Origin of the sequence: Mesorhizobium sp. NBSH29 (assembly GCF_015500055.1) — a bacterium.
Taxonomy (GTDB): domain Bacteria; phylum Pseudomonadota; class Alphaproteobacteria; order Rhizobiales; family Rhizobiaceae; genus Neomesorhizobium.
Genome location: NZ_CP045492.1, coordinates 1,128,743 through 1,149,453, shown reverse-complemented (window position 1 = coordinate 1,149,453; position 20,711 = coordinate 1,128,743). Strand labels below are relative to the sequence as shown.

At 59.3% G+C, this 20,711-nt stretch carries 21 protein-coding genes; 8 read left to right on the top strand and 13 right to left on the bottom strand.

Features of this window, described 5'->3' with window-relative positions:
- Nucleotides 1–68: 68 nt before the first annotated feature.
- From GA830_RS05625 to GA830_RS05615, 3 genes are all read left to right on the top strand, one after another.
- Nucleotides 69–1,469, top strand: coding sequence for an HD-GYP domain-containing protein (locus GA830_RS05625; RefSeq protein WP_195164103.1), 1,401 nt, complete (start codon nucleotides 69–71; stop codon nucleotides 1,467–1,469).
- Nucleotides 1,470–1,786: 317 nt separating this feature from the next.
- Nucleotides 1,787–2,140: a septal ring lytic transglycosylase RlpA family protein gene (locus GA830_RS05620; RefSeq protein ID WP_195164102.1), complete on the top strand. Its 354-nt coding sequence runs from the start codon at nucleotides 1,787–1,789 to the stop codon at nucleotides 2,138–2,140.
- Nucleotides 2,141–2,269: 129 nt separating this feature from the next.
- On the top strand, nucleotides 2,270–2,770 hold the full coding sequence (locus tag GA830_RS05615; RefSeq protein WP_195164101.1) for an MmcB family DNA repair protein: 501 nt from the start codon (nucleotides 2,270–2,272) through the stop codon (nucleotides 2,768–2,770).
- 19 nt (nucleotides 2,771–2,789) lie between these two features.
- On the opposite strand, the gene GA830_RS05610 is transcribed toward GA830_RS05615, so the two are convergent.
- The 9 genes from GA830_RS05610 to GA830_RS05570 form a co-directional block, all read right to left on the bottom strand.
- Nucleotides 2,790–3,356, bottom strand: coding sequence for an ActR/PrrA/RegA family redox response regulator transcription factor (locus tag GA830_RS05610; protein ID WP_195164100.1), 567 nt, complete (start codon nucleotides 3,354–3,356; stop codon nucleotides 2,790–2,792).
- 132 nt (nucleotides 3,357–3,488) lie between these two features.
- Nucleotides 3,489–4,811: an ActS/PrrB/RegB family redox-sensitive histidine kinase gene (locus GA830_RS05605; RefSeq protein WP_195164099.1), complete on the bottom strand. Its 1,323-nt coding sequence runs from the start codon at nucleotides 4,809–4,811 to the stop codon at nucleotides 3,489–3,491.
- A gap of 38 nt (nucleotides 4,812–4,849) precedes the next feature.
- Nucleotides 4,850–7,306 (bottom strand): ATP-dependent helicase HrpB, encoded by a 2,457-nt coding sequence (hrpB, locus tag GA830_RS05600; protein WP_195164098.1) that lies wholly within the window; start codon nucleotides 7,304–7,306, stop codon nucleotides 4,850–4,852.
- Nucleotides 7,303–7,950, bottom strand: a complete 648-nt coding sequence (locus GA830_RS05595; RefSeq protein ID WP_195164097.1) for an ATP-binding cassette domain-containing protein — start codon at nucleotides 7,948–7,950, stop codon at nucleotides 7,303–7,305. The genes hrpB and GA830_RS05595 overlap by 4 nt, the downstream gene beginning before the upstream one ends.
- 19 nt (nucleotides 7,951–7,969) lie before the next feature.
- Nucleotides 7,970–9,649, bottom strand: a complete 1,680-nt coding sequence (locus tag GA830_RS05590) for an ABC transporter permease (protein WP_195164096.1) — start codon at nucleotides 9,647–9,649, stop codon at nucleotides 7,970–7,972.
- Nucleotides 9,650–9,698: 49 nt separating this feature from the next.
- On the bottom strand, nucleotides 9,699–10,907 hold the full coding sequence (locus GA830_RS05585; RefSeq protein ID WP_195164789.1) for an ABC transporter substrate-binding protein: 1,209 nt from the start codon (nucleotides 10,905–10,907) through the stop codon (nucleotides 9,699–9,701).
- Nucleotides 10,908–11,004: 97 nt separating this feature from the next.
- Nucleotides 11,005–11,742 carry a glutathione S-transferase N-terminal domain-containing protein gene (locus GA830_RS05580; protein WP_195164095.1) on the bottom strand — a complete coding sequence of 246 codons (738 nt, stop codon included), beginning with the start codon at nucleotides 11,740–11,742 and terminating at the stop codon, nucleotides 11,005–11,007.
- 117 nt (nucleotides 11,743–11,859) lie between these two features.
- Entirely contained in the window at nucleotides 11,860–13,071 is a 1,212-nt protein-coding gene (locus GA830_RS05575; RefSeq protein WP_195164094.1) for a beta-ketoacyl-[acyl-carrier-protein] synthase family protein, read from the bottom strand.
- Between the two features lies 1 nt (nucleotide 13,072).
- Entirely contained in the window at nucleotides 13,073–13,327 is a 255-nt protein-coding gene (locus tag GA830_RS05570; protein WP_195164093.1) for an acyl carrier protein, read from the bottom strand.
- Nucleotides 13,328–13,638: 311 nt separating this feature from the next.
- Here GA830_RS05570 and GA830_RS19925 point away from each other — a divergent pair, with 311 nt between their 5' ends.
- The 4 genes from GA830_RS19925 (at nucleotide 13,639) to GA830_RS05550 (ending at nucleotide 15,590) form a co-directional block, all read left to right on the top strand.
- Nucleotides 13,639–13,893 (top strand): urease subunit gamma, encoded by a 255-nt coding sequence (locus tag GA830_RS19925; RefSeq protein ID WP_258045566.1) that lies wholly within the window; start codon nucleotides 13,639–13,641, stop codon nucleotides 13,891–13,893.
- A gap of 13 nt (nucleotides 13,894–13,906) precedes the next feature.
- Nucleotides 13,907–14,158 (top strand): DUF1272 domain-containing protein, encoded by a 252-nt coding sequence (locus GA830_RS05560; RefSeq protein ID WP_195164092.1) that lies wholly within the window; start codon nucleotides 13,907–13,909, stop codon nucleotides 14,156–14,158.
- A gap of 35 nt (nucleotides 14,159–14,193) precedes the next feature.
- Nucleotides 14,194–14,637, top strand: coding sequence for a DUF3995 domain-containing protein (locus tag GA830_RS05555; RefSeq protein WP_374939294.1), 444 nt, complete (start codon nucleotides 14,194–14,196; stop codon nucleotides 14,635–14,637).
- A 191-nt stretch (nucleotides 14,638–14,828) separates the two neighbouring features.
- Nucleotides 14,829–15,590 carry a class II aldolase and adducin N-terminal domain-containing protein gene (locus GA830_RS05550; protein ID WP_195164091.1) on the top strand — a complete coding sequence of 254 codons (762 nt, stop codon included), beginning with the start codon at nucleotides 14,829–14,831 and terminating at the stop codon, nucleotides 15,588–15,590.
- Nucleotides 15,591–15,592: 2 nt separating this feature from the next.
- On the opposite strand, the gene GA830_RS05545 is transcribed toward GA830_RS05550, so the two are convergent.
- Nucleotides 15,593–16,045, bottom strand: coding sequence for a Fur family transcriptional regulator (locus GA830_RS05545; protein WP_195164090.1), 453 nt, complete (start codon nucleotides 16,043–16,045; stop codon nucleotides 15,593–15,595).
- A gap of 111 nt (nucleotides 16,046–16,156) precedes the next feature.
- Between GA830_RS05545 and GA830_RS05540 the strand changes: the two genes are divergently transcribed.
- The gene (locus GA830_RS05540; RefSeq protein WP_195164089.1) at nucleotides 16,157–17,383 is read left to right on the top strand and encodes an NAD(P)/FAD-dependent oxidoreductase; all 1,227 of its coding nucleotides are present in this window, start codon (nucleotides 16,157–16,159) and stop codon (nucleotides 17,381–17,383) included.
- A gap of 6 nt (nucleotides 17,384–17,389) precedes the next feature.
- Here GA830_RS05540 and GA830_RS05535 read toward each other — a convergent pair whose 3' ends face one another.
- The 3 genes from GA830_RS05535 to GA830_RS05525 are packed head-to-tail and all read right to left on the bottom strand — an operon-like array spanning nucleotide 17,390 to nucleotide 20,678.
- Nucleotides 17,390–18,505, bottom strand: a complete 1,116-nt coding sequence (locus tag GA830_RS05535) for an ABC transporter ATP-binding protein (protein WP_195164088.1) — start codon at nucleotides 18,503–18,505, stop codon at nucleotides 17,390–17,392.
- Between the two features lie 6 nt (nucleotides 18,506–18,511).
- Complete coding sequence (locus tag GA830_RS05530) at nucleotides 18,512–19,663, bottom strand: ABC transporter permease subunit (RefSeq protein ID WP_195164087.1); 1,152 nt, start codon at nucleotides 19,661–19,663, stop codon at nucleotides 18,512–18,514.
- 1 nt (nucleotide 19,664) lies between these two features.
- Nucleotides 19,665–20,678: a carbohydrate ABC transporter permease gene (locus GA830_RS05525; RefSeq protein WP_195164086.1), complete on the bottom strand. Its 1,014-nt coding sequence runs from the start codon at nucleotides 20,676–20,678 to the stop codon at nucleotides 19,665–19,667.
- Nucleotides 20,679–20,711: the final 33 nt, after the last annotated feature.

The following is a 20,711-nucleotide window of genomic DNA, read 5'->3' as shown; positions in this document are numbered from 1 at the left end:
GAAGCTTCACAGCGCTTACCCTTCTTTAAAGTGCGCAAAATATACGTGATGGAAAAGGGTAACGGCACATGGCGAGCACAAGCATCTATCTTGCAAATGGTGGAGCTAGGCCAATTAATGATCTCAGCCTGCATGAGCTTATTGGTTCTTTGAGTTTTGCGCTGGACATGACTGAAGGCCAGCCCCAGGGACATTCGATACGTTGCTGCTGGATTGGCACCCAAATTGGTGCTGCGATTGGCTTGAATGGCATTGAACTCAGCGACCTCTATTTCACGCTTTTGATGAAAGACTTGGGTTGCAGCAGCAATGCAGCACGTATCTGCGAGCTGTATCTTGCAGATGACATAACCTTCAAACGCGACTTCAAAACCATTGATGGGAGTTTAAGTGCCGCTTTACGCTTTGTGTTCGCCAAGACTGGACTGGAAGCTGGTCTGAGTGACCGAATTCGCGCCATCGTAAACATAATCCAGAACGGCGGTGAAATTGCCAAAAATCTCATCGAAACCCGCTGCCACAGAGGTGCAGAAATTGCGGCCAAGATGCGCTTTTCTCTAGCTGTACAAGATGGAATTCGCGGCCTGGATGAGCATTGGGATGGTAGTGGCAAGCCAGAGGCGCTTGTCGGTAACGATATTCCATTAAACTCCAATATTGCCTTGCTGTCTCAGGTGATCGATATCTTCCACACTGAACAAGGGCGGGAAGGAGCCCTAAGCGAGATCAAAAAGCGGTCCGGAACATGGTTTTCGCCTCAACTGGTGGAGGCTTTTGAAGTGTTGCAGAATACCCCTGGCTTTTGGAACTGCTTCAGCAACGAGGATCTCGACCAAATCGTTTTCGAAATGGCACCGGGTCAGCTGTCGGTCGTTATAGACGAAAATTATCTGGACGATATCGCATCCGCATTTTCGGATGTGGTGGATGCCAAGAGTTCATTTACGGCTGATCATAGCAACCGCGTTACCCTTTATTCCGATATGATTGCTGAAGAACTCGGCTTGAGCGGTGACCATCGCCGGTGGCTGCGACGCGCAGCTCTCCTGCACGATATCGGAAAATTGGCTGTCAGCAACCAGATCCTCGATAAGCCCGACAAACTCGACGACACAGAATGGGCGGCGATACGTGCTCATCCCTTTAAAAGTGAGTGCATATTGAAGCGAGTATCAGCATTTAGTGACATCGCCCCTATTGCCGGATCTCACCATGAACGTTTGGATGGCAAAGGGTATCCATACGGTTTGGAAGGCGACGAGATTTCGCTGGAAACTCGAATTCTAACAGTGGCTGATGTTTTCGACGCTTTGACCGCAGAGCGCCCCTACCGGGCCGCGATGCCAGTGGCTCAGGCGCTGGCAATACTTGAAAACGACATTGGTAGCGCCTTTGATCCCGATTGCGTCGCCGCACTTCAAACAGGGCTTCGCAGACTTAATGCTTCAGTTGATGTCGTCGCTGCATAGCGGCATGTATTAGCCTCGCCCCACCGCGTACAGGGGTGACCCCGATCCGCGCAGACCTCTCGGCAAACGGACGTTTCGGTGCGATTTGAATGTCAGAGCGGGTTTGTCGGGCCCCGATGGAAGGGTGCCGAGAACGAGATCGTAGCAAAGGATTTCTGCCAGACCATCCTGCCGCGTTCTGTCTCCCGTCCTGACATTCCATAACGCAGCGTCATCAAAGTTGTACGCCAATATGGAACCCACAACCGGCAGGCGTATTTCTCGCCGCATTTGATGCCTAAGACCCGCCGCTTCACAAACAGTTGGGGTTTTCTTGCATGATCTATTCGAACAAATCTGCCGCGTTGGCACTTGTCGCAGCGCTCGGCTTGCTTGCAACGTCTGGCGCAGCGTCGGCGCAATGCGGGGGCGCCTCCTGGTATGCATTGACGTCCATTACAGCATCTGGGGAGCGCATGAACCCGGCGGCAATGACCGCTGCCCATCGCAGCCTACCCTTCGGCACCAAGCTGAAAGTGACCAACAAGCGCAACGGCAAGGCCGTGGTGGTTCGTATCAACGACCGCGGCCCCTTCGCCAAAGGCCGCGTCCTTGACCTTTCCAAAGCAGCCGCCCGCCAGCTGGGATTTATCGGCGCCGGACATACGTCGGTGTGCATGGCGAAGATTTAGCGAGATGCTTCGGCAATGGGCTCGGTTCATACAGCCGCGAGCAATCGAAGCAAAGCGTCAACGCCCAGCTCAGCCTCAATCACCAAAGGGAACATTGCAAGAACATGCATTTACTGCCATGGTCTACGGATGCCCATTGTTTCGCCGATACTCAACAATCCGATAGCCGACGGGCGTCAGTCCGAGCGGGCCATAGTTATCCGTCGTGGTGTCCAGCGGTTAATGGTGCAGATGGGCGCCCATGTGCTGCCTGAACTATCGCTTTCCACGGGACGGCGTGCTGACCTTGTGGCGCTGACAAGGCAGGGCGATATCTGGATCATCGAGATCAAATCATCGGTTGAGGACTTTCGCGTCGACCGCAAGTGGCCGGAATACCGGCTTCATGCCGACCGCTTCTTCTTCGCCACTCACCCGGACGTTCCGGCTGAGATATTTCCGCCGGAATGCGGATTCATCCTATCAGATGGCTATGGGGCCGAGATTTTGCGCGAGGCGCCCGAGCATCGTCTGGCGGCAGCAACCCGTAAGGCGCTGATGCTGCGCATCGCACGCGCCGGCGCATCGCGTCTGCTCGCGGCAGAACTGGCGGGTATTGCGGTGCCCTCGCTTGAGGGCGAGAGTGAATGAACTGTGCGTTGCGAGTGAACTACCGCGGAGCGCGCTTGGCCAGGATACGCTGCAGAGTGCGGCGGTGCATGTTGAGGCGACGGGCGGTTTCGGAGACGTTGCGCTCGCACATTTCATAGACACGCTGGATGTGTTCCCAGCGCACGCGGTCTGCCGACATCGGGTTTTCCGGCGGCGCCACGCGCTCGCCGCCGCTGCGGATCAGCGCCGCGTAGACATCGTCGGCATCGGCCGGCTTTGACAAATAGTCGATGGCGCCGAGTTTCACGGCTGTCACCGCTGTGGCGATGTTGCCGTAGCCGGTCAGGATGACGGTGCGGCTGTCTTCGCGCTTTTCACGGATCGCTTTGACTACATCGAGGCCGTTGCCATCGCCCAGCCGCATATCCACCACAGCATAGGCTGGGGGGTTGGCGCGGGCCTTAGCAATCGCTTCCTCAACGCTTTCAGCTGTGTCTACGACAAATCCGCGGGTTTCCATGGCGCGGGCGAGCCGCGTCAAAAAAGGCTTGTCGTCATCGACCAGCAGGAGCGTGGTGTCCTCGCCCAATTCGTGGCTGGTGTCGATCTCGGTGGCGGCGTTCATCGTGATGGTCCGTTTCTGCTTAAAATATAGGCCTCATATAGGACAACCGAACGGGAATCGCCAATCGACCCAGCGTTGGCGTGCGGTTGCACTAGTAATGTGGTTAAGCGCGGTGTGCCGGCGCGTCTGCCTTCACCCGCGATCGGCCAGCATCTGCTGGAGCAAACCCGGATCCCGGAAGGCGTCACGCGGCCAGGCGACTTCCACCACGGCGCCTTTTCCGTGCTCCATGGCATTGCGAAAGCGCAGGGTAGCGCCGGAGCGTTCAAGCAGTGTTTTAGCGATGAACAGGCCCAACCCAAGCCCGCCGCCCGAGTCCGCCCCGGGACGCCTCGACACATAGGGTTCGCCAATCCGGTCTATGATCTCGGGCGGGAAGCCCCGACCGTCATCAAAAATGTCGAGCAAAACCCGATCATGGTCCCAGCTCCAGCGCACGGTCACCTGCTCGCGGGCAAAATCGACGGCGTTTTCAATCAGATTGCCCAGCCCGTAGATTACACCAGGGTTGCGTCGCCCGATCGGCTCAGCGCCCTTCGCCGTGCCCGGCTCCAATCGAATTGTGACGCCGAAATCGCGGTGCGGTGCAATCACCTCTTCAATCAGCGAGGTGAATGGCAGTTGCGCCATGTGGACTTCATTTTCGCTCGACAGACTGGTCAGGCGTTTCAGGATCTCGCGGCAGCGTTCACTTTGCGAACGCAGCAGGCGTACATCTTCGGCATAGCGCTCATCGCCTGAAAGCGCCCGCTCCATCTCTTTGGCCACCAATGCAATGGTTGCGAGCGGAGTTCCAAGCTCATGCGCGGCGGCGGCGGCCAACCCATCCAGCGCCGAAAGATGCTGCTCACGCTGCAACACCAGTTCAGTAGCTGCGAGCGCATCGGCCAGAAGCCGCGCTTCTTCCGCAACCCGCCATGCATAGATGCCGGTAAAGGTAATGCTCGATACCACAGCAATCCAGATCCCTGCCACATACACAGGTGGCATCGGTAGCTCGGTGCCCGAATACCATGGCAACGGGAGGTGGAAGAAGGCAAGCAGCGTGGCAAGACCAAGCGACAATGCGCCCAGCACTATCGTCATGCGCAGCGGCAGCGAGGTCGCCGACACCACGACCGGAACCGTCATCAATAGGGAGAAGGGGTTGGTAAGCCCGCCGGTCAGATACAGCAGTCCCGCAAGTTGCAGTGCATCAAAGACCATGATGCCGATCGCTGCGAAGGGGCGTAGCCGGTGCGTTGCGGGATGGCGAAAAGCGAGAAACAGATTGAGCCACGCTGAACCGGCAATCAATGCGAAGCAGATACCTACCGGAAGCGGGAAGTTGAAATGGTAGGCCACCACCAGCACGGCAACGCTTTGGCCGACAATCGCCAGCCAGCGCAGATTGATCAGCGTGTTGAGGCGTAGCCTGTGGCTTTGACGCGGATCGGGAGTAGGCAGTTCCAGCATGGTTGCTTTATGCCCCCGCCTGCATGCCACGCCAAGCGCTATTTGCCGCGTGGCTTGGCACGGCTGGTTGCTTGCGCCTCAAGCGGGTTCTCGGGCCAGACATGGCGGGGATAGCGGCCACGCATATCGGCGCGCACATCTGCCCATGAACCGCGCCAGAAACCCGGCAGATCTCGGGTTGTCTGTATCGGGCGGTGGGCTGGCGACAGCAATTCCAATGTCAGCGCCACCTTGCCATCTGCAATTGAAGGGTGGCGGTCCATGCCGAACAGTTCCTGCACGCGCACGGCCAGAACCGGCCATTCCTCATCATAGCGGATTGGCACATGGCTGCCCGAGGGCACATCAAAATGGGTGGGCGCAAGCTTGCCAAGCCTGCGCTGCAAATCATGCGGCACAAGCGCCATCAGGCCATCGCGCAGAACAGATGGATCTATGCGCGCAAGATTGACTTGCCCGGTGAGAAAGGGTGCCAGCCAATCTTCCAGCGCATCCGTCAGCGCTTCATTGGAAACATTTGGCCAAGGCGCGCCCAGTGCCTGATGCAGCCAAGTGAGCCTGCGCAGCAACGTCTCGCCCTCCTTGCCCCACGGCAAGATTTGGATGCCATGCGCTTTGACCGCCTCAAGCACAGCGCAATCTGCTTCTGCGCCTTTTGGCGCGGGAAGCATGCGCTCTGTGAGCTGGATGGCGCCCAAGCGTTCCAGCTCACGCACGCGCACCACGCCTTTGGCGGCATCGAACAGGGTTTCTGTGCGTCGTGCGATACGATCTGCCAGCAGCGTGCGCACGACATCTTCTTCCACGACAGCCGCTGAGGCGATGCGGGCTTGCTGCGCCTTGCCCTGAAGATCTGCGACGACAAGAAAGGCCGCGCCCGCCAGTGAATCTGCGGCATCAACCATCGCGCCGCGCCCATTGGCCAGCACGAAACGTCCGCGCTCGCCGCGCGCCTTGGCAACGCGGTCTGGCCAGGCGTGCAAAAGCAGTGCGCCGATTGATGCGGGTTCACCGGCCGTGGCAGAGGCAACCGACTTGGCAAGACGCGATGCGAGCTGGCGGGCCGAAGCCGCACGGGGTGAACGATCGGTGGCAAAGCGCTGCCAGCGGCGTTCCAGATCGGCTCCATCGCCGCCCAGACCGCGCTCTGTCAACAATACTGCCAGTTCAGCGGCGGTTTTTGCATTGCCGGTTTTGGCCGCCTCCGCAACCATATGTGCGAGCCGAACCGGCAGAGCGAGACGGCGCATCGCAGCACCTCCTTCTGTCAGGCGGGCATCCTCATCCAGCGCACCCAAAGCAAGCAACAGAGCGCGCGCTTCTGCCAAGGCCGCAGAAGGTGGCAGGTCGAGAAATGATAATGCTGTCGGGTCAGATAGGCCAAAGGCCGCGCAATCGAGCACCATGCCCGAAAGGTCTGCTTCCAATATTTCCGGCGGTGAAAAGGGTGGCAATGCGGCGGTCTGTTCGGCGCGCCACAGACGAATGGCAATGCCGGACTGAGTGCGGCCGGCACGGCCAGCGCGCTGGTCTGCTGCGGCGCGGGAAACGCGCACCGTTTCAAGCCGGGTAAGGCCGGTTGCCGGCTCGAATTTTGGCAGGCGGGACAGGCCACAATCAATGACCACCCGCACGCCATCAATGGTGATGGAAGTTTCGGCAATGGCGGTGGCGAGCACGACTTTGCGACGGCCCTGCGGTGCGGGTTTGATGGCCGCATCCTGCGCCTTGCCATCCATCATGCCATAGAGGCGCACCAGATCTGTATCTGCGCCAAGGCGTCCTTCCAACCTTTCTGCGGTGCGCTCAATCTCACGCTGACCGGGAAGGAATGCGAGCACACTGCCGGGTTCTGTTGCCAGCACGGCGCGAATGGCGGCGGCCATGGCGTCTTCCACCGGAACGCCAGCGGCGCGTTCTTCGTAGCGTATCTCGACCGGGAAGCTGCGCCCTGCGCTTTCGATCACCGGGGCGTCTGGCCCGAGCAATTGGGCAACACGCGCGCCATCCAGCGTGGCCGACATGACCACAAGCCGCAGATCTGGCCGCAAGCCCGCCTGCACATCGAGCGCCAAGGCAAGGCCAAAATCGCCATCGAGCGAGCGCTCATGAAACTCATCGAAGATGACGGCAGACACCCTGGTGAGTTCTGGATCATCCAGGATCATGCGCGAGAGCACGCCTTCCGTCACCACGAGGATGCGGGTTTTGCCGCTAGTGCGGTTTTCCATGCGCATGGCATAGCCGACTGTGCCGCCGACCTCTTCGCCCATAATTTCTGCCATGCGCCGCGCAGCCGCACGCGCGGCAAGACGCCTTGGCTCCAGAAGAAGAATGCGGCCAGCGCCAAGCCAGCCAGCTGCAAGCAGAGCCAGCGGCACAAGCGTGGTTTTGCCAGCGCCGGGGGGCGCGACAAGAACCGCGCTGGGGGTCTTTTCGAGCGCGGCGACCAGCTGGCCCAGAACTTCTGTGACCGGCAGTTCTGGTAGTTTCATGCGCCAACCCGGATGATCGCGCCACCGGCAGCTACCGCATCCGCTTCATCATGCGTGACCATGATGACGGGAAGACCCGCCTCACGCGCTTTTTCGAACACGAGCGCGCGCATTTGTTCGCGCAGGGTTTGATCCAATTTGGAAAAGGGTTCGTCAAGAAGCAGTGCGCGCGGCGATGATACGAGAACGCGGGCCAAGGCCACGCGCGCCTTCTGGCCGCCTGAAAGAGTATCTGGATCGCGTGCGCCCATATCTGCAAGGCCGACACCGGCCAGCATGTCTTCGGCGCGCTTGAGGCGCGCGGCCTTGCCCTTCACATCGGGCACAATGGCAAAGACGATATTTCCAGCCACCGACATATGTGGAAACAGAAGCGGATCCTGAAACAATATACCAGTGTGACGGGCTTCGGCGGGCAATGCCGTTAGCTCCAGCTCGCCGGAAAACACCTTTCCGCTGGCGGTGAAAGCCTTATCGAGAAAGCCGCCAATATAGGCAAGAAGGCTCGATTTGCCCGAGCCGGACGGGCCCATGACCGTGAGCACTTCGCCCGGCTTGATGCTGCAATTGAGCGACACAAGCTCGACAGTGCCGAGCCTTATGGCAATGTGATCGAGAACAAGCTCGCCTGCTTTTTCGTTCATCAACTTGCCCGTCAGATTTTCAAGCGCGCAAAGCGCGTCGATTTCGGAATATCAGTGCGGGCAGCAGGGTGGCAACAGCGAACCCCAGAATGGGCAGTATGAGCTGCAAAAATGCATAGACCCCGATAACCCGGCGATTGCCGCCGGAAGCCAGTGCCACGGCCTCGGTGGTGATGGTATCCAGCCGCCCGGCGCCAATGAGCAAGGTTGGCAGATATTGCCCGACTGATACGGCAAACCCAACGGCAGCGGCTGTGAGCACAGCGCGCAACAGCATGGGCAGCCTTACCCGAAACAGCGTTGTCCAGCGGCGTTTGCCCAGCCCCGCCGCAACTGCCTCATAGCGGCGATCATAGGCGCGCCATGGGTCTGAAAGGGACAGGAAGACATAGGGCATGACAAAGATGAGGTGGGCCAACACCAATGCAGGCATGCTGGCGACTGTGCCCGACAGCACGAACATCAATTGCAGGCCAAACAGGAACGCCACTTGAGGAACAATAAGCGGCAGATAAATAAACAGGAGCGCCGAGCGGCCATTTGAGCGCCCTGTCTCCCCTTCCCGGATAAGACACAGCACAGCCAGAAAGACAGCAATGAGCGTGGACAGGGCAGCGACCAGAAAAGTGGTGGCCAGTGGTGCGCCTATGCGTGGGGCCGTGTTTTGCCACGCGCGCGCTGAGAATTGCTGGGGCAACATATCGGGGAATTGCCAAAGACCCGCGCAGGACCAGATGCCAAGCGTGACAAGCCCAGAGGCGACAGTGAGGGCGGCGAGCAGCATGGCTGCCAGTGCCAGGTTGCGGAGGGTACGATCATGCCGGAAGCGATGACCGCGGCCAGACATAGCCATGCAGATAGCGCTGCCAACACGTTCCATGCCGACCCAGGCAAGGAGCGCTGAGACTGTGACCCCAAGCTGTAAAAGTGCGCCCGCGGAGGCAAAGAAGCGCATGGAAAGGTCCGGGTCCTGCATCCAGCGGGTGAGGCGCACAGCAAGCGTTGCCGGGGCTGTGGGACCAAGGATCGCAGCGACATCAACCACCGAGGTGGCAAAGGCGATGGCGGCGAAGACGGCAAGTCTGATCTGCGCATAGACGGGTGGCCAGACGCCAAAGACAAAGCCTGAAACGCGGCCATAGCCCAGAGAAGCAGTGAGCAGGCGCGTGCGCGCCAGATCCACCTGTGGCAGAGCGGCAAGCGTGACCAGAAGCAGGAAGGGAATTTCCTTCACCACCAGACCCGCAATCATGGACAGGCCCATTGCATCATGGACGATGAGCAGATCCGGCGGCCGCTGCCAGCCCGACAGTTCCGGCGAGACAAGACGCGACAGCATTCCAGAGGGCGCAATCAGGAATGCCAGACCGAAGGCAGCAGCAGCATGGGGGACTGCCAGAAGCGGGGAAATGAGCTGCTGTATCCGTGCAAAGATGCGCGTGCCGGCCCAGCCGGCCACGAACAGCATGACTACGGCAAGCGAAATGGCGGTGGTGACTAGACCTGCGATGATGGCCAAAGCAGCAGACGTGCCAATGCCCGGCTCGTTGGCCAGTTTTTGAAAGTGGCTCGTGGTGAAATCATTCCCGCCAAGTGCGGGCAGATAGCCGAAGGCTGGCAAAAGCGTGCCCAAAAGACCAGCGATGATCGGTCCAGCGAGCAATAGAATCGCCAGTGGTGGGCCTAAACGGGGCAGCATTTCATGCGCGCTTCAAGCGCTGCCCCCATTGAAAATGGGATAGCGCCGTTCAATTGGCAGCACCATAGCGGCGTTTCCATTCGGTCTCGATACGCTCCATCCAGCTAGCATGGGGCTCGTCGAGCGTGGGGCCAAGCTCATCGGGTTTCAGCGTTGCAACGCCCAGATCTATCGTCTCAAAACGAGCCCTGTCGGCCACGGACAACGCGGCGACATTGAGAACTGTCGGGTCACCCCAGATGGCGGGGTCCTGTTTGCGCCCCTGGGCTTCTGGTGAGATCAGGAAATCGGCCAGAACCAAGGCGCCGGCTTTTGCCGCTGCATTGTACGGAATGGCGACAAAATGGGTGTTGGACAAGGTGCCGCCCGGAAAGGTGAATGAGCGCACCGTATCCGGCAGCTCCCCCGCCGCAATGGCACTGGATGCTTCCGATGGATTGAAGGCGAAGATGATGTCAACCTCATTGTCGGCCAGCAATTGCTTCATGGCGGGATAGTTCTGCGGGAACGCTTTTCCGCGACGCCACATGAGTGGGTTGAGCACATCGAGATAGGCAAAGAGCGGCGCTGTAACTTCGCTGAACATTGCTTCATCCACCGGCTTTTGCAAAAGCGCGCGGTCTGAAATCGTTTCGATGAGCAACTGCTTCAGGAAGGAAGAACCAATGAAATCCGGTGGCTGAGGGTAGGAAAAACGACCGGGATGTTTTTGCGCCCAAGTGAGAAGCTCACTTGCCGATTTGGGCAGCTCTGCGACATCTGTATTTGCGCTATCGTGAAAGAACACCAGCTTGGCCATGCCCCATGGGCTTTCCAGCCCGTCTACAGGTACCGTGAAATCCGACTTTATGGTGGGCTTATCTTCGACATCGACAAATTTGCGGTTTGGCAGATCTTCGGCCCAGCCGGGCACAAATAGCAGGCCCTGCGCCTTCATGGCGGCGAAGTTTTCGCCATTGATCCAGATGAGATCGACCGTGCCACCGCTGTTCTTGCCAGCGGCTTTTTCAGCCACCACTTTGGCAACCGCATTGGCCGTGTCGTCCAGTTTCACATGAACCAGTTTCACGCCATAGCGCTTTTCAATCTCTGTGCCAGCCCACTCAAGATAGGCGTTGATATTCTGCGCTCCACCCCATGCGTTGAAGTAAACGGTTTCGCCGCGCGCATCTTCCAATACGGCATTCCATTTGGTCGCATCGGGGTCTCCAGCAAGGGCCGGCATTGACAAAACCAGCGAAGCTGCGGCGCAAACCATCAATTTTTGAAACAAGCCAACCTCCCGGGCATACAGAACATAGCCGATTGAGCACGGGCTACAAAACACGGTCAATGCACGCTTGGGAGAGCAGCGGTCACTTCGATGTGAGAGTAGACTGCGCCTGGCTGGCCTGCTTGTGTGGAACGGTCAAGCCGCGCTGGACGGCGGGGCGGGCAAGCGCGCGTTCCAGCCACCTATGGGTAGCGGTGAATTGGTCCAACCCAAGCAGTTCGCCGGCGCCGTAAAAACCCCCCATGTTGCGCACCCAGCCAATCAGCGCGATGTCTGCGATGGTGAACGCATCGCCCATCATCCACTGGCGTTCGGTGAGACGCTTCTCAAGCACGCCGAACAACCTTGTAGCCTCGGTGGCGTAGCGTTCCAGCGGACGCTTGTCCTCGAAGTGACGGCCGGCGAATTTATGGAAGAAGCCGACCTGTCCGAAGATCGGCCCGACGGCTGCCATTTGAAAGAACACCCATTGCATCGTTTCGTATCGAAGTGCGGGGTCTGGGGACATCAACTGGCCGGTCTTTTCGGCAAGGTAGACAAGGATCGCGCCTGACTCGAACAGCGCGAGCGGCTGTCCACCCGGGCCGTCTGGGTCGATGATCGCGGGGATTTTACCGTTGGGATTAAGAGCCAGATATTCGGGCTCCCACGTCTCGTCCTTGCCGATGTCGATGTAATGCGGTTCGTAGGATAGGCCGAGCTCTTCAAGCGCAATCGACACCTTTACGCCGTTGGGGGTGGGTGACGAATAGAGTTGCAGCCGGTCAGCATGACTGGCTGGCCAGCGCGCGGTGATCGGAAAGGCGCTCAGATCGGACATGGGTGTTCCTGAAAAGGTTTTTCGGAGGGCGATTGGAACCGCATCTAGGGAGCGGCAGCCGATTCATCAACGGCTGGCAAAGCGGCGCACGCGATTGTGAGACTGCCTAAAGCCCGATCAGACCGCTTTGAAAGCCACGGTCGCGTTGGTGCCGCCAAAGGCAAAAGCGTTGGAGATGGCCGCGCGCACAGGGCGCACCTTTGCAACATTTGGCGTCACATCCAGATCGCACTCGGCGTCTCTTTCACGGTAGTTGGCGGTCGGGGGAATGATGCCGTCTCGAATGGCCATGACGCAGGCGATCATTTCCAGCGCGCCTGAGGCGCCCATACAATGGGCATGCATCGATTTGGTCGACGACACCGAGAGCCTATCGGCATGGCTGCCGAAGACGGTGCGGATAGCGAACGTCTCGATCAGGTCGTTCACCTTGGTGCCCGTGCCGTGGGCGTTGATATAGTCGATCTCTTCAGGTGCCAGCCCTGCATCGGCCAAGCACAGGCGTATCGCCTGCATTGGGCCTTCGAGTGTCGGCGCGACGATATCGGTGGCGTCCGCTGACATGCCGGCTCCGGCAAGTTCTGCCAGAATAGTCGCGCCGCGCGCGGTAGCATGTTCAAAGGTTTCCAGCACAGCCATGCCCGCACCTTCGCCGATCACCAGCCCGTCGCGGTCGGCCGAGAAGGGCCGGCAGGTCTCGCGGGCCAGTGCTCGCAGCGCTTCCCAGCTCTTCAGGATACCATAGACCAGAGGAGCGTCGGTGCCGCCCGCCAGCATGATATCGGCCCGGCCAAGCCGCAGCTGGTCGGCTGCAGCCGCCAGGGCATGGTTGGAAGAAGCGCAGGCAGAGGTGACACCAAACACCGGACCGCGCAGGCCGTGCACCATGGAGACCTGCCCGGCGGCAGCGCCAGGCATGATGCGCGGTACGGTGAACACATCGGCGCGTGGCCGGCCCTCAAGCAGGATGGCTCGGTAATTGTCCTCCGCCGTGCGGCCGCCATAAATACCGGTGCCGACAACTGCGCCTGCGCGCATGGCATTGCCGGCATCGATGGTGAGGCCGGACTGGCGCAGCGCCTCAGTGGCAGCGATCACACCAAGCAGGCTGAAACGGTCCATGGTGATCAGCCGCTTGCGCGCCAGCCCGTGGTCGGGAAGCGCCTTGATCTCAGCGCCGATGCGTACTTTGAGCTCAAACAACGGTGCGGTGGTTATCTCGCCAATGCCGGAACGGCCCTCGCGCATCGCGCTCCAGATGGACGGCGCGTCCGTTCCCAGCGCGCACAGGCCACCCACACCGGTGATGACAATGCGCTGACGTGGCATGTCAGGCTTTTTGGTCGATCAGGGTGCGTACGGCGGTGACAATGTCGCCGACATCCTTGAGATTGTTCCATGCCTCGACCGTGTTCATCTCAATCTCGATCCCGTAGGCTTCCTCGAGGTCGAAAACGATCTCGGTAAGCTCCAGCGAATGAATGCCAAGAGCGGTCAATTCGGTACCCAGCGTGATTTCCTCGCCTTCCGGCTCCGCATGCGTCTTGATCTTTTCGATGATCTCGTTGGCAAGTTTGTCGGTCATCGTTTTCGTTTCCTGCAAGGCGTTTCCCCAATTCTGCGGCTTGTCTCCGCTTATTTCCCCAGAAACACGCGCTGCCGGCTGAAATATCGATCCGCCGACGGTGGCAAACAGTGGGGCAACCTATAGAAACTGAAACGAGCTGAGGCAACAAGCGATATCTCGACAATGCCGCCTCGAGGCACAAGGTTGCATCCGTTGGGGCAATCATCATTAAGCTTGCAGACATTGGCATACAACGCGTTTCGGCTGGGCCGCCTGCGAGAAGGCTCGGGTTAAGCTGGGAGGCCAGAGCCAATTGCGGGTTGAGGAGTATGCATCTGCGTTTGATCAGTGAGGAAACGGGGTTTGCCAGGCAGGCGACCGGCCAGCGCAATGGCTTCGCCCTGATTGGACCTCGGATCGCTGATATGTTGTGCCATCCCACTGTGATGGGTGGTGACATTGCCATGGCAACGCTACTGCTTGTTGCTGCGGAAACAGCCAGCCTCGTCGGGCTCGATGTGCAAGTAGAAACGACTTTCCCGGACGGCATCAAGCTCGTCACGGTCCATCAGCCGGCACGATAGGGAGGAATATATCATGCTGCAACTTCGACCCAATTGTGAATGCTGCGACAAGGACCTGCCACCGGAAGCACCGGATGCGATGATCTGCACTTTCGAATGCACCTTTTGCCGTGACTGCGTCGACACGGTGCTGGTCGGCGTGTGCCCCAACTGCGGCGGCAACTTCTCGCCACGGCCGATCCGGCCTGCTGCCGAGCTTGTGAACAATCCGGCATCCACCAAACGGGTGCTGAAGGCTGAAGGCTGCGGCAGCCGTGCTGCCTGAGCGCCACGAGACCCGATATTTAAGGATTTCCGCTCATGATCTACGTCCTTGCCCTCTCCCTTTCCGCAATTCTTCTCATTCTCACCACGCTGCATGTGTATTGGGGCATAGGTGGCGTGTGGCCGGGTACTGACACCCGATCCTGTGCGCACGCCGTTGTCGGCTTTCGCGGTGTCAACGCAATGCCGGATGCATTTGCGTCTTTCTCGGTAGCCGCCTGCCTCGGACTGGCCACGCTGTGGCCGCTGGCAATGATCGGGATCGTAGCGAGCCCCTTCTCGCGTACCGGCTTGGCGGCTGCGGCTGTCCTCATCGCATTGGTATTTCTCGGACGAGGCGTTGCCGGGTTCATGCCTTTCTGGCGCAGGTTGGCCCCGGTCCAACCTTTCGCTACGCTGGACCGGAAATATTATGCGCCGCTTTGCCTTGTCATGGGGTTGGGCTTTGCAATCCTTGCCTTGTCGGAACTTTCGCGATGACGCAATCCACCTGAAACGTCTGCGCAACCGCGCGGCTGGAGGTGCTGACCGGAAGAACGGGAGACGCGGCGGCAATCCTTCTGAAGGCGGCCACAGACTAGACCAGACTCGCTAAACCGCCTGACTGGTTGCCAAAAGCCGTTGCACTGACGCTGCGCGAGCGTCATGCTGGCCAAAACAGGGGAAATTCCATGATCCTTGCTCGCCTTTCGGAACGCACCAATCTTCCCTTTTACGAGGAGCGCGTCGATCTCGCCTGCGCCTTCCGCTGGACCGCGCGGCTCAACATGCATGAAGCGGTAGCAAATCATTTTTCGCTGGCCGTCAATGAAGACGGATCGCAATTTCTGATGAACCCTAACCAGGTGCATTTCTCCCGCATCAAGGCAAGCGACCTGCTGCTCATTGATGCCAATGATCCTGAAACGATGAACCGGCCCGACGCACCGGACCCGACAGCCTGGGGTCTGCATGGAGCAGTGCACCGGCACTGCCGGCACGCGCGCTGCGTCATGCATGTTCACTCAATCCACGCCACGGTGCTTGCCTCGCTGGCCGATTCCACATTGCCTCCGATAGACCAGAATTCGGCGATGTTCTTCAATCGGCAGGTGGTGGACCCCCACTATGGCGGCCTTGCCTTCGAGGAAGAAGGCGCGCGCTGCGCGCAGCTTCTGTCCGACCCGAAAATCAAGGTGATGATCATGGGAAACCACGGCGTGATGGTGATCGGGGACAGCGTCGCAGACACATTCAACCGGCTCTACTATTTCGAACGCGCCTGCGAGACCTATATCAAGGCCCTCTGGACAGGCCGCCCGCTGCGTACGCTTTCGGATGAAATCGCCGAAAAGGCCGCCAGCGAAATGGATGACTACCCCGGCCAAGCCAATCGGCATCTCGCCGAGCTGAAGGCGATCCTGGACGAGGTTGAGCCGGTTTATCGGAGCTAGCGCTACTTCCCAGCCGACTTTGAGCGCTTGGCATTCAGTTTGCGGCCGTAAAGCTCTAGCCGGTGGTGGACGATGTCGTAGCCCAGCGCGCGGGCGATTTCATTTTGAAGCTCTTCGATACGGTCCGACTGAAACTCGATGACATCGCCGGTCTCTATATCGATCAGATGGTCGTGGTGGTCGCCGCTTGCCTGTTCGAAACGCGAGGGACCGCCCTCAAAGGCATGGCGGTGGATCGCGCCAAGTCCCTCCAGCAGCGTCATCGTGCGGTAGACGGTCGATAGCGAAATGGTGGTGTCTATTTCGGCTGCGCGGCGAAAGATTTCGAGCGCGTCGGGATGGCCCTCGGTATCGGACAGGATACGCAGAATGACCCGGCGCGGACGCGTAATACGCACCCCGGAAGCGCGCAATTCCTGCTCGTAATCGCGCCTGTGAATCAGTTGTCCATTCATTCCGCGACTATGCTTCAGATGCGAAGAGGTTGCAAAGTCAGCCGCCAAGAAGGGAGTGCCTTGAAAAACTTCCGCGAACCCGGCATGGCTCGCCTTAAGTGGAGCGGACCTATGACGGCGGAGCTGAACAGAATTGTCATTGTCGGCAGCGGACATGCCGGTGTCGAAGCAGCGAGCGCGTTGCGGCAGGATGGCTACACAGGCGCCATCACACTTGTCGGCGACGAACCTCACTTGCCCTATCAGCGGCCTCCGCTCTCCAAGGAATTTCTGAAAGGCCCCGACGACGCCGGCTTGCCATTAAAGGGAGAGGCGTTTTTTCCTGCCCATGACATCGCGCTCAGACTTGGCGTGCGCGTCAGTCGGATCGATCGCGAGAGCCACCATGTGGTGTTAAGCGACGGGGCGGAGCTTGGCTATGACCACCTCGTGCTTGCGCTCGGCGCGCGCAACCGCGTGCCGCCGGTCCCAGGGCTGGAGCCCGGCAAGGCTCTTCAACTGCGCAGTCTTGCTGACGCACGGAGTCTGATCCAGCGGCTCGACGGCCTTGACCGCGCAGCCATCATTGGCGGCGGTTTCATCGGCCTGGAGATGGCGGCTTTGTTGCGCGCACGCGGGGTTACAATCGACCTGATCGAGGCGGCGCCGATGCTGATGGGCCGCGTTTTATCGCAGCCTATGTCGGCCTTTTTCCGGGAATTTCACGAAGCGCTCGGCACAAGGCTTCACCTTGAAACGCTGGTTCGCCATGTCGAGCATGGGCCACGGTCTTCAGCATTGCGTTTGTCAAACGGAGCGGAACTCGAGGTGGACGCAGTGCTGGTGGCAGCCGGTGTCGAAGCCAATGTGGAGATCGCAGCCGAGGCCGGGCTCGCGGCTGATAACGGCATTTTGGTCGACAGTCTCCTGGCCACCGAGGATCCCGCCATTTCCGCAATAGGCGATTGCGCAGCCTATCCCAACAGCTGGACCGGCAGCATCACGCGGCTGGAATCCGTGCAGAATGCCGTCGATCAGGCCCGGACCTTGGCAGCCCGGCTGACCGGCACGCGACGGCCCTATGCCGCACTCCCATGGTTCTGGTCGCATCAGGGAAGTGCGCGATTGCAGATCGCCGGTATGGCGAACGGTCATAATGAATGCGTGCTGCGCGGCGATCCAGCCAGCCAGAAGTTTTCGATCTTTCTTTATGCGGGCGAACGGCTCGTGGCGGTGGAAAGCGTCAACAGTGCTGCCGAGCATATGGCTGCGCGCCGGCTCCTTTCTGCGGGTATTTCGGTTCCGAAACAACTTGCCGCAGATCCCGATGCAAGCCTGAAGCCTCTCATACCGGTGTGATCCCGCTCAGGCTGCCTTGGCGGTTTGCTGGCCTGCTGCAAATGAGCGACCATCGGCATTAAAAATGTGCAGATCGTTGGCGTCTGCATCGAGCTTGATCGGGGTGCCGCGCTTGATGGTCGCATTGCCGGGCAGCTTGGCGATCAGTGGTTCTTCCAACCCGCGGCCGATGTCGACATAGACCAGCTGCACTTCGCCCAGCTGCTCGATATAATCGACCTTGCCTTCAAACAGGCAATCCTTGCCCTTGGCGACGTACAGATCTTCGGGCCGAACGCCAAAGCTGATTGCATTGCCAGCCGCATCCGAAGGGGTGGAAATCGGCACGCGCAGGCGGTTGCCTCCGCTATGGGTCACCTCGGTTGAAGCCCCAGAATTGATGATCTTTGCCGGCAAAATATTCATCGCTGGTGAGCCGATGAACTGAGCCACGAACAGGTTGCCCGGTCGCTTATAGAGCTCCATGGGCGACCCCACCTGCTCAATGCGTCCATCCTTCAGCACCACGATACGGTCAGCCAGCGTCATCGCTTCGACCTGATCATGGGTGACATAAATCATCGTTGTATCGGGCATCGATTCCTTCAGCTTGGCGATCTCGATTCGGGTGGCGACGCGCAGTGCTGCATCCAGATTGGAGAGCGGCTCGTCAAACAGGAACACCTTTGGATTGCGGACGATGGCGCGGCCAATGGCAACACGCTGGCGCTGGCCGCCTGACATCGCCTTGGGCAAGCGGTCGAGATAGTTGGTCAGCTGCAAAATCTCGGCAGCCTGGCGCACACGGCGGTCAATCTCTTCCTTAGGCGCGCGCGCGATCTTCATGCCGAATGCCATATTGTCGTAGACGGTCATATGCGGATAAAGCGCGTAGGACTGGAACACCATGGCGATGCCGCGCCGTGAGGGCGGCACGTCGTTGACGGTCTCGCCGGCGATGTCCAGCGTGCCGCTGCTGATCTCCTCCAGTCCTGCGATGGTGCGCAGGAGTGTGGATTTTCCGCAGCCGGAGGGACCGACAAAGACGATGAACTCGCCCGATTTTATCTCCAGGTCGATGCCATGGAGAATGGTGAGGCTTCCATAAGCCTTCTTGATACTCTTGAGCGATAGATCAGCCATGGTTGTTCAGCCTCCCTTGACTGAGCCGGCCAGAAGGCCGCGGACGAAATAACGCTGCAGTGAAAAGAACACGATCAGCGGCACGATGATGGTCACGAAAGCCGAAGCGGTAAGAATTTCCCAGTCGCCGCCCCGCGAGCCGAGCAGCGCGTTAAGCTTGCCGGTCAGAACCAGCTGTTGCGAACCCGAGCCAAGAAATACCATTGCCACCAGTAGGTCGTTCCACACCCACAGAAACTGGAAAATGGCAAAGGACGCCAGCACCGGAAACGACAGCGGCAGAACGATCTTCATGAAAATCTCAAAATCGCTGGCACCATCAATACGGGCGGATTCCATCAGCTCGCGCGGCAGGCCGGCCATATAGGAACGCAGCAGATAAATGGCGAAGGGCAGGCCAAAACCGGTATGGGCCAGCCAGATGCCGAGATAGGTTTTGGACGGCACGCCGAAGAAAGCGCCGACGCCATTGTACAGTTTCAGCAGCGGGATCAGTGTCATCTGCAGCGGCACCACCAGAAGGCCTATGATAACGGCGATCAACAGCGCGCGGCCCGGAAAGCGCATCCATGCTAAGGCATAGGCGGCGAAGGCAGCGATCATGATAGGGATGATGGTAGCGGGAATGGTCACCGTCAGCGAGTTGATGAAGGATCGACCAATGCCCTCCGAAAACAACACGGATTCATAGTTTTCAGTGGTGAAGCGCGGTGGAAGCTCTGCCGAGAAATAGATGCGCCGGCCACGCTTGTCGTCGGAGGCCTGCGGATAGGTGGCGATGAAGCTGCCATCCTCGTTGAGCTGCAGCGTCTCGCCGTCGCCAACATCGGCAATTGTTCCAGCGTCGAACTCGGTCGGAGCGCGCGAGGTGATGCCGAAGGCACTTATGCTGCGTTTGTCGCCTTCTTCAAATAGCGCGCCCTCAAGGACGAATTTTCCGTCGCGCGCCACCGCCTCTGCGCCTGCTGGCAGGCGACCGGCCTCGGTCTGTGAGGAACTGGAGAGTGCGGTCCACCAGCCGGATACGATAATCTGGTCCTTGTCACGCAGCGAGGACACCAGAATGCCGAGCGTCGGGATGGTCCAGATAATGACGAAAAACAGCACCGCGATGTGGACGCCGTAGCGGCCAAGGGTGGATCCGCGCTGAGAGGTCATCTCAGTGCCCCCCGGTTTCTCTGTTGGCCTGGCGGATATTCCAGACCATGATCGGCAGAACGGCAATCATGATGATGATGGCAATCGTCGCGCCGCGGCCGAAATCGCCGCCGCCGCGGAACATCCAGTCAAACATCAGATTGGCCAGAACTTGGCTGTTCCACTGACCGTTGGTCATGGTCAGGACGATGTCGAACACTTTCAACACCAGAATGGTGATGGTGGTCCAGACCACCGCGATGGTGCCCCGGATCTGCGGGATCATGATCTTCCAGAATATCTGGAACGGGTTGGCGCCGTCGATGACGGCAGCCTCTAACGTCTCCTCCGGAATGCCGCGCAGCGCCGAAGACAGGATCACCATGGCAAAGCCGGTCTGGATCCAGATCAGAATCGCCATCAGAAAAAAATTGTTCCAGAAGGGAATTGAGATCCACACCTGCGGATCACCGCCAAGACCGGTGACGATGGCGTTCAGAATGCCAATCTGCGTCTGGCCCTCGCCGCGATATTCATAGATGAATTTCCAGATCACGCTGGCACCGACAAACGAAATGGCTAGCGGTAGGAAGATCAGGCTTTTTGCAAGGGTACCCCACCAGATCTTGTCGGTAAGGACTGCGATAACCAGCCCCAGAAAGGTGCAGGTGGCCGGCACGACTGCCAGCCAAAGCAGATTGTTGAGGATCGAGATACGGAATTCGCGATCACCGAAAGCCCAGCTGTAATTGGCCAGGCCGACAAAGGCGTCGCCGCTGCGATCCAGAAACGAGAGCCGCACCGTCTCGACCACTGGATAGATGAGGTAGACGCTGAGGATCAACAAAGCGGGGCCGATGAACAGCCATGGGCGCACCAGTCCCTGCCTGCGCAAACTGTCGATGGCTGCCGCGCCCGTGACGCCGCGTGCCGGAAAGACCAGGTCGACCAGTTTGTTGGCGCCCCAGAAATAGGCGACGCAGCCGCCGACGCCGACAATGATGACGAAAACTGCCGAGAACAGCTGAGCTGCCATGTTCATGCGCCTCCCGCTTCACGCCATTTGTTG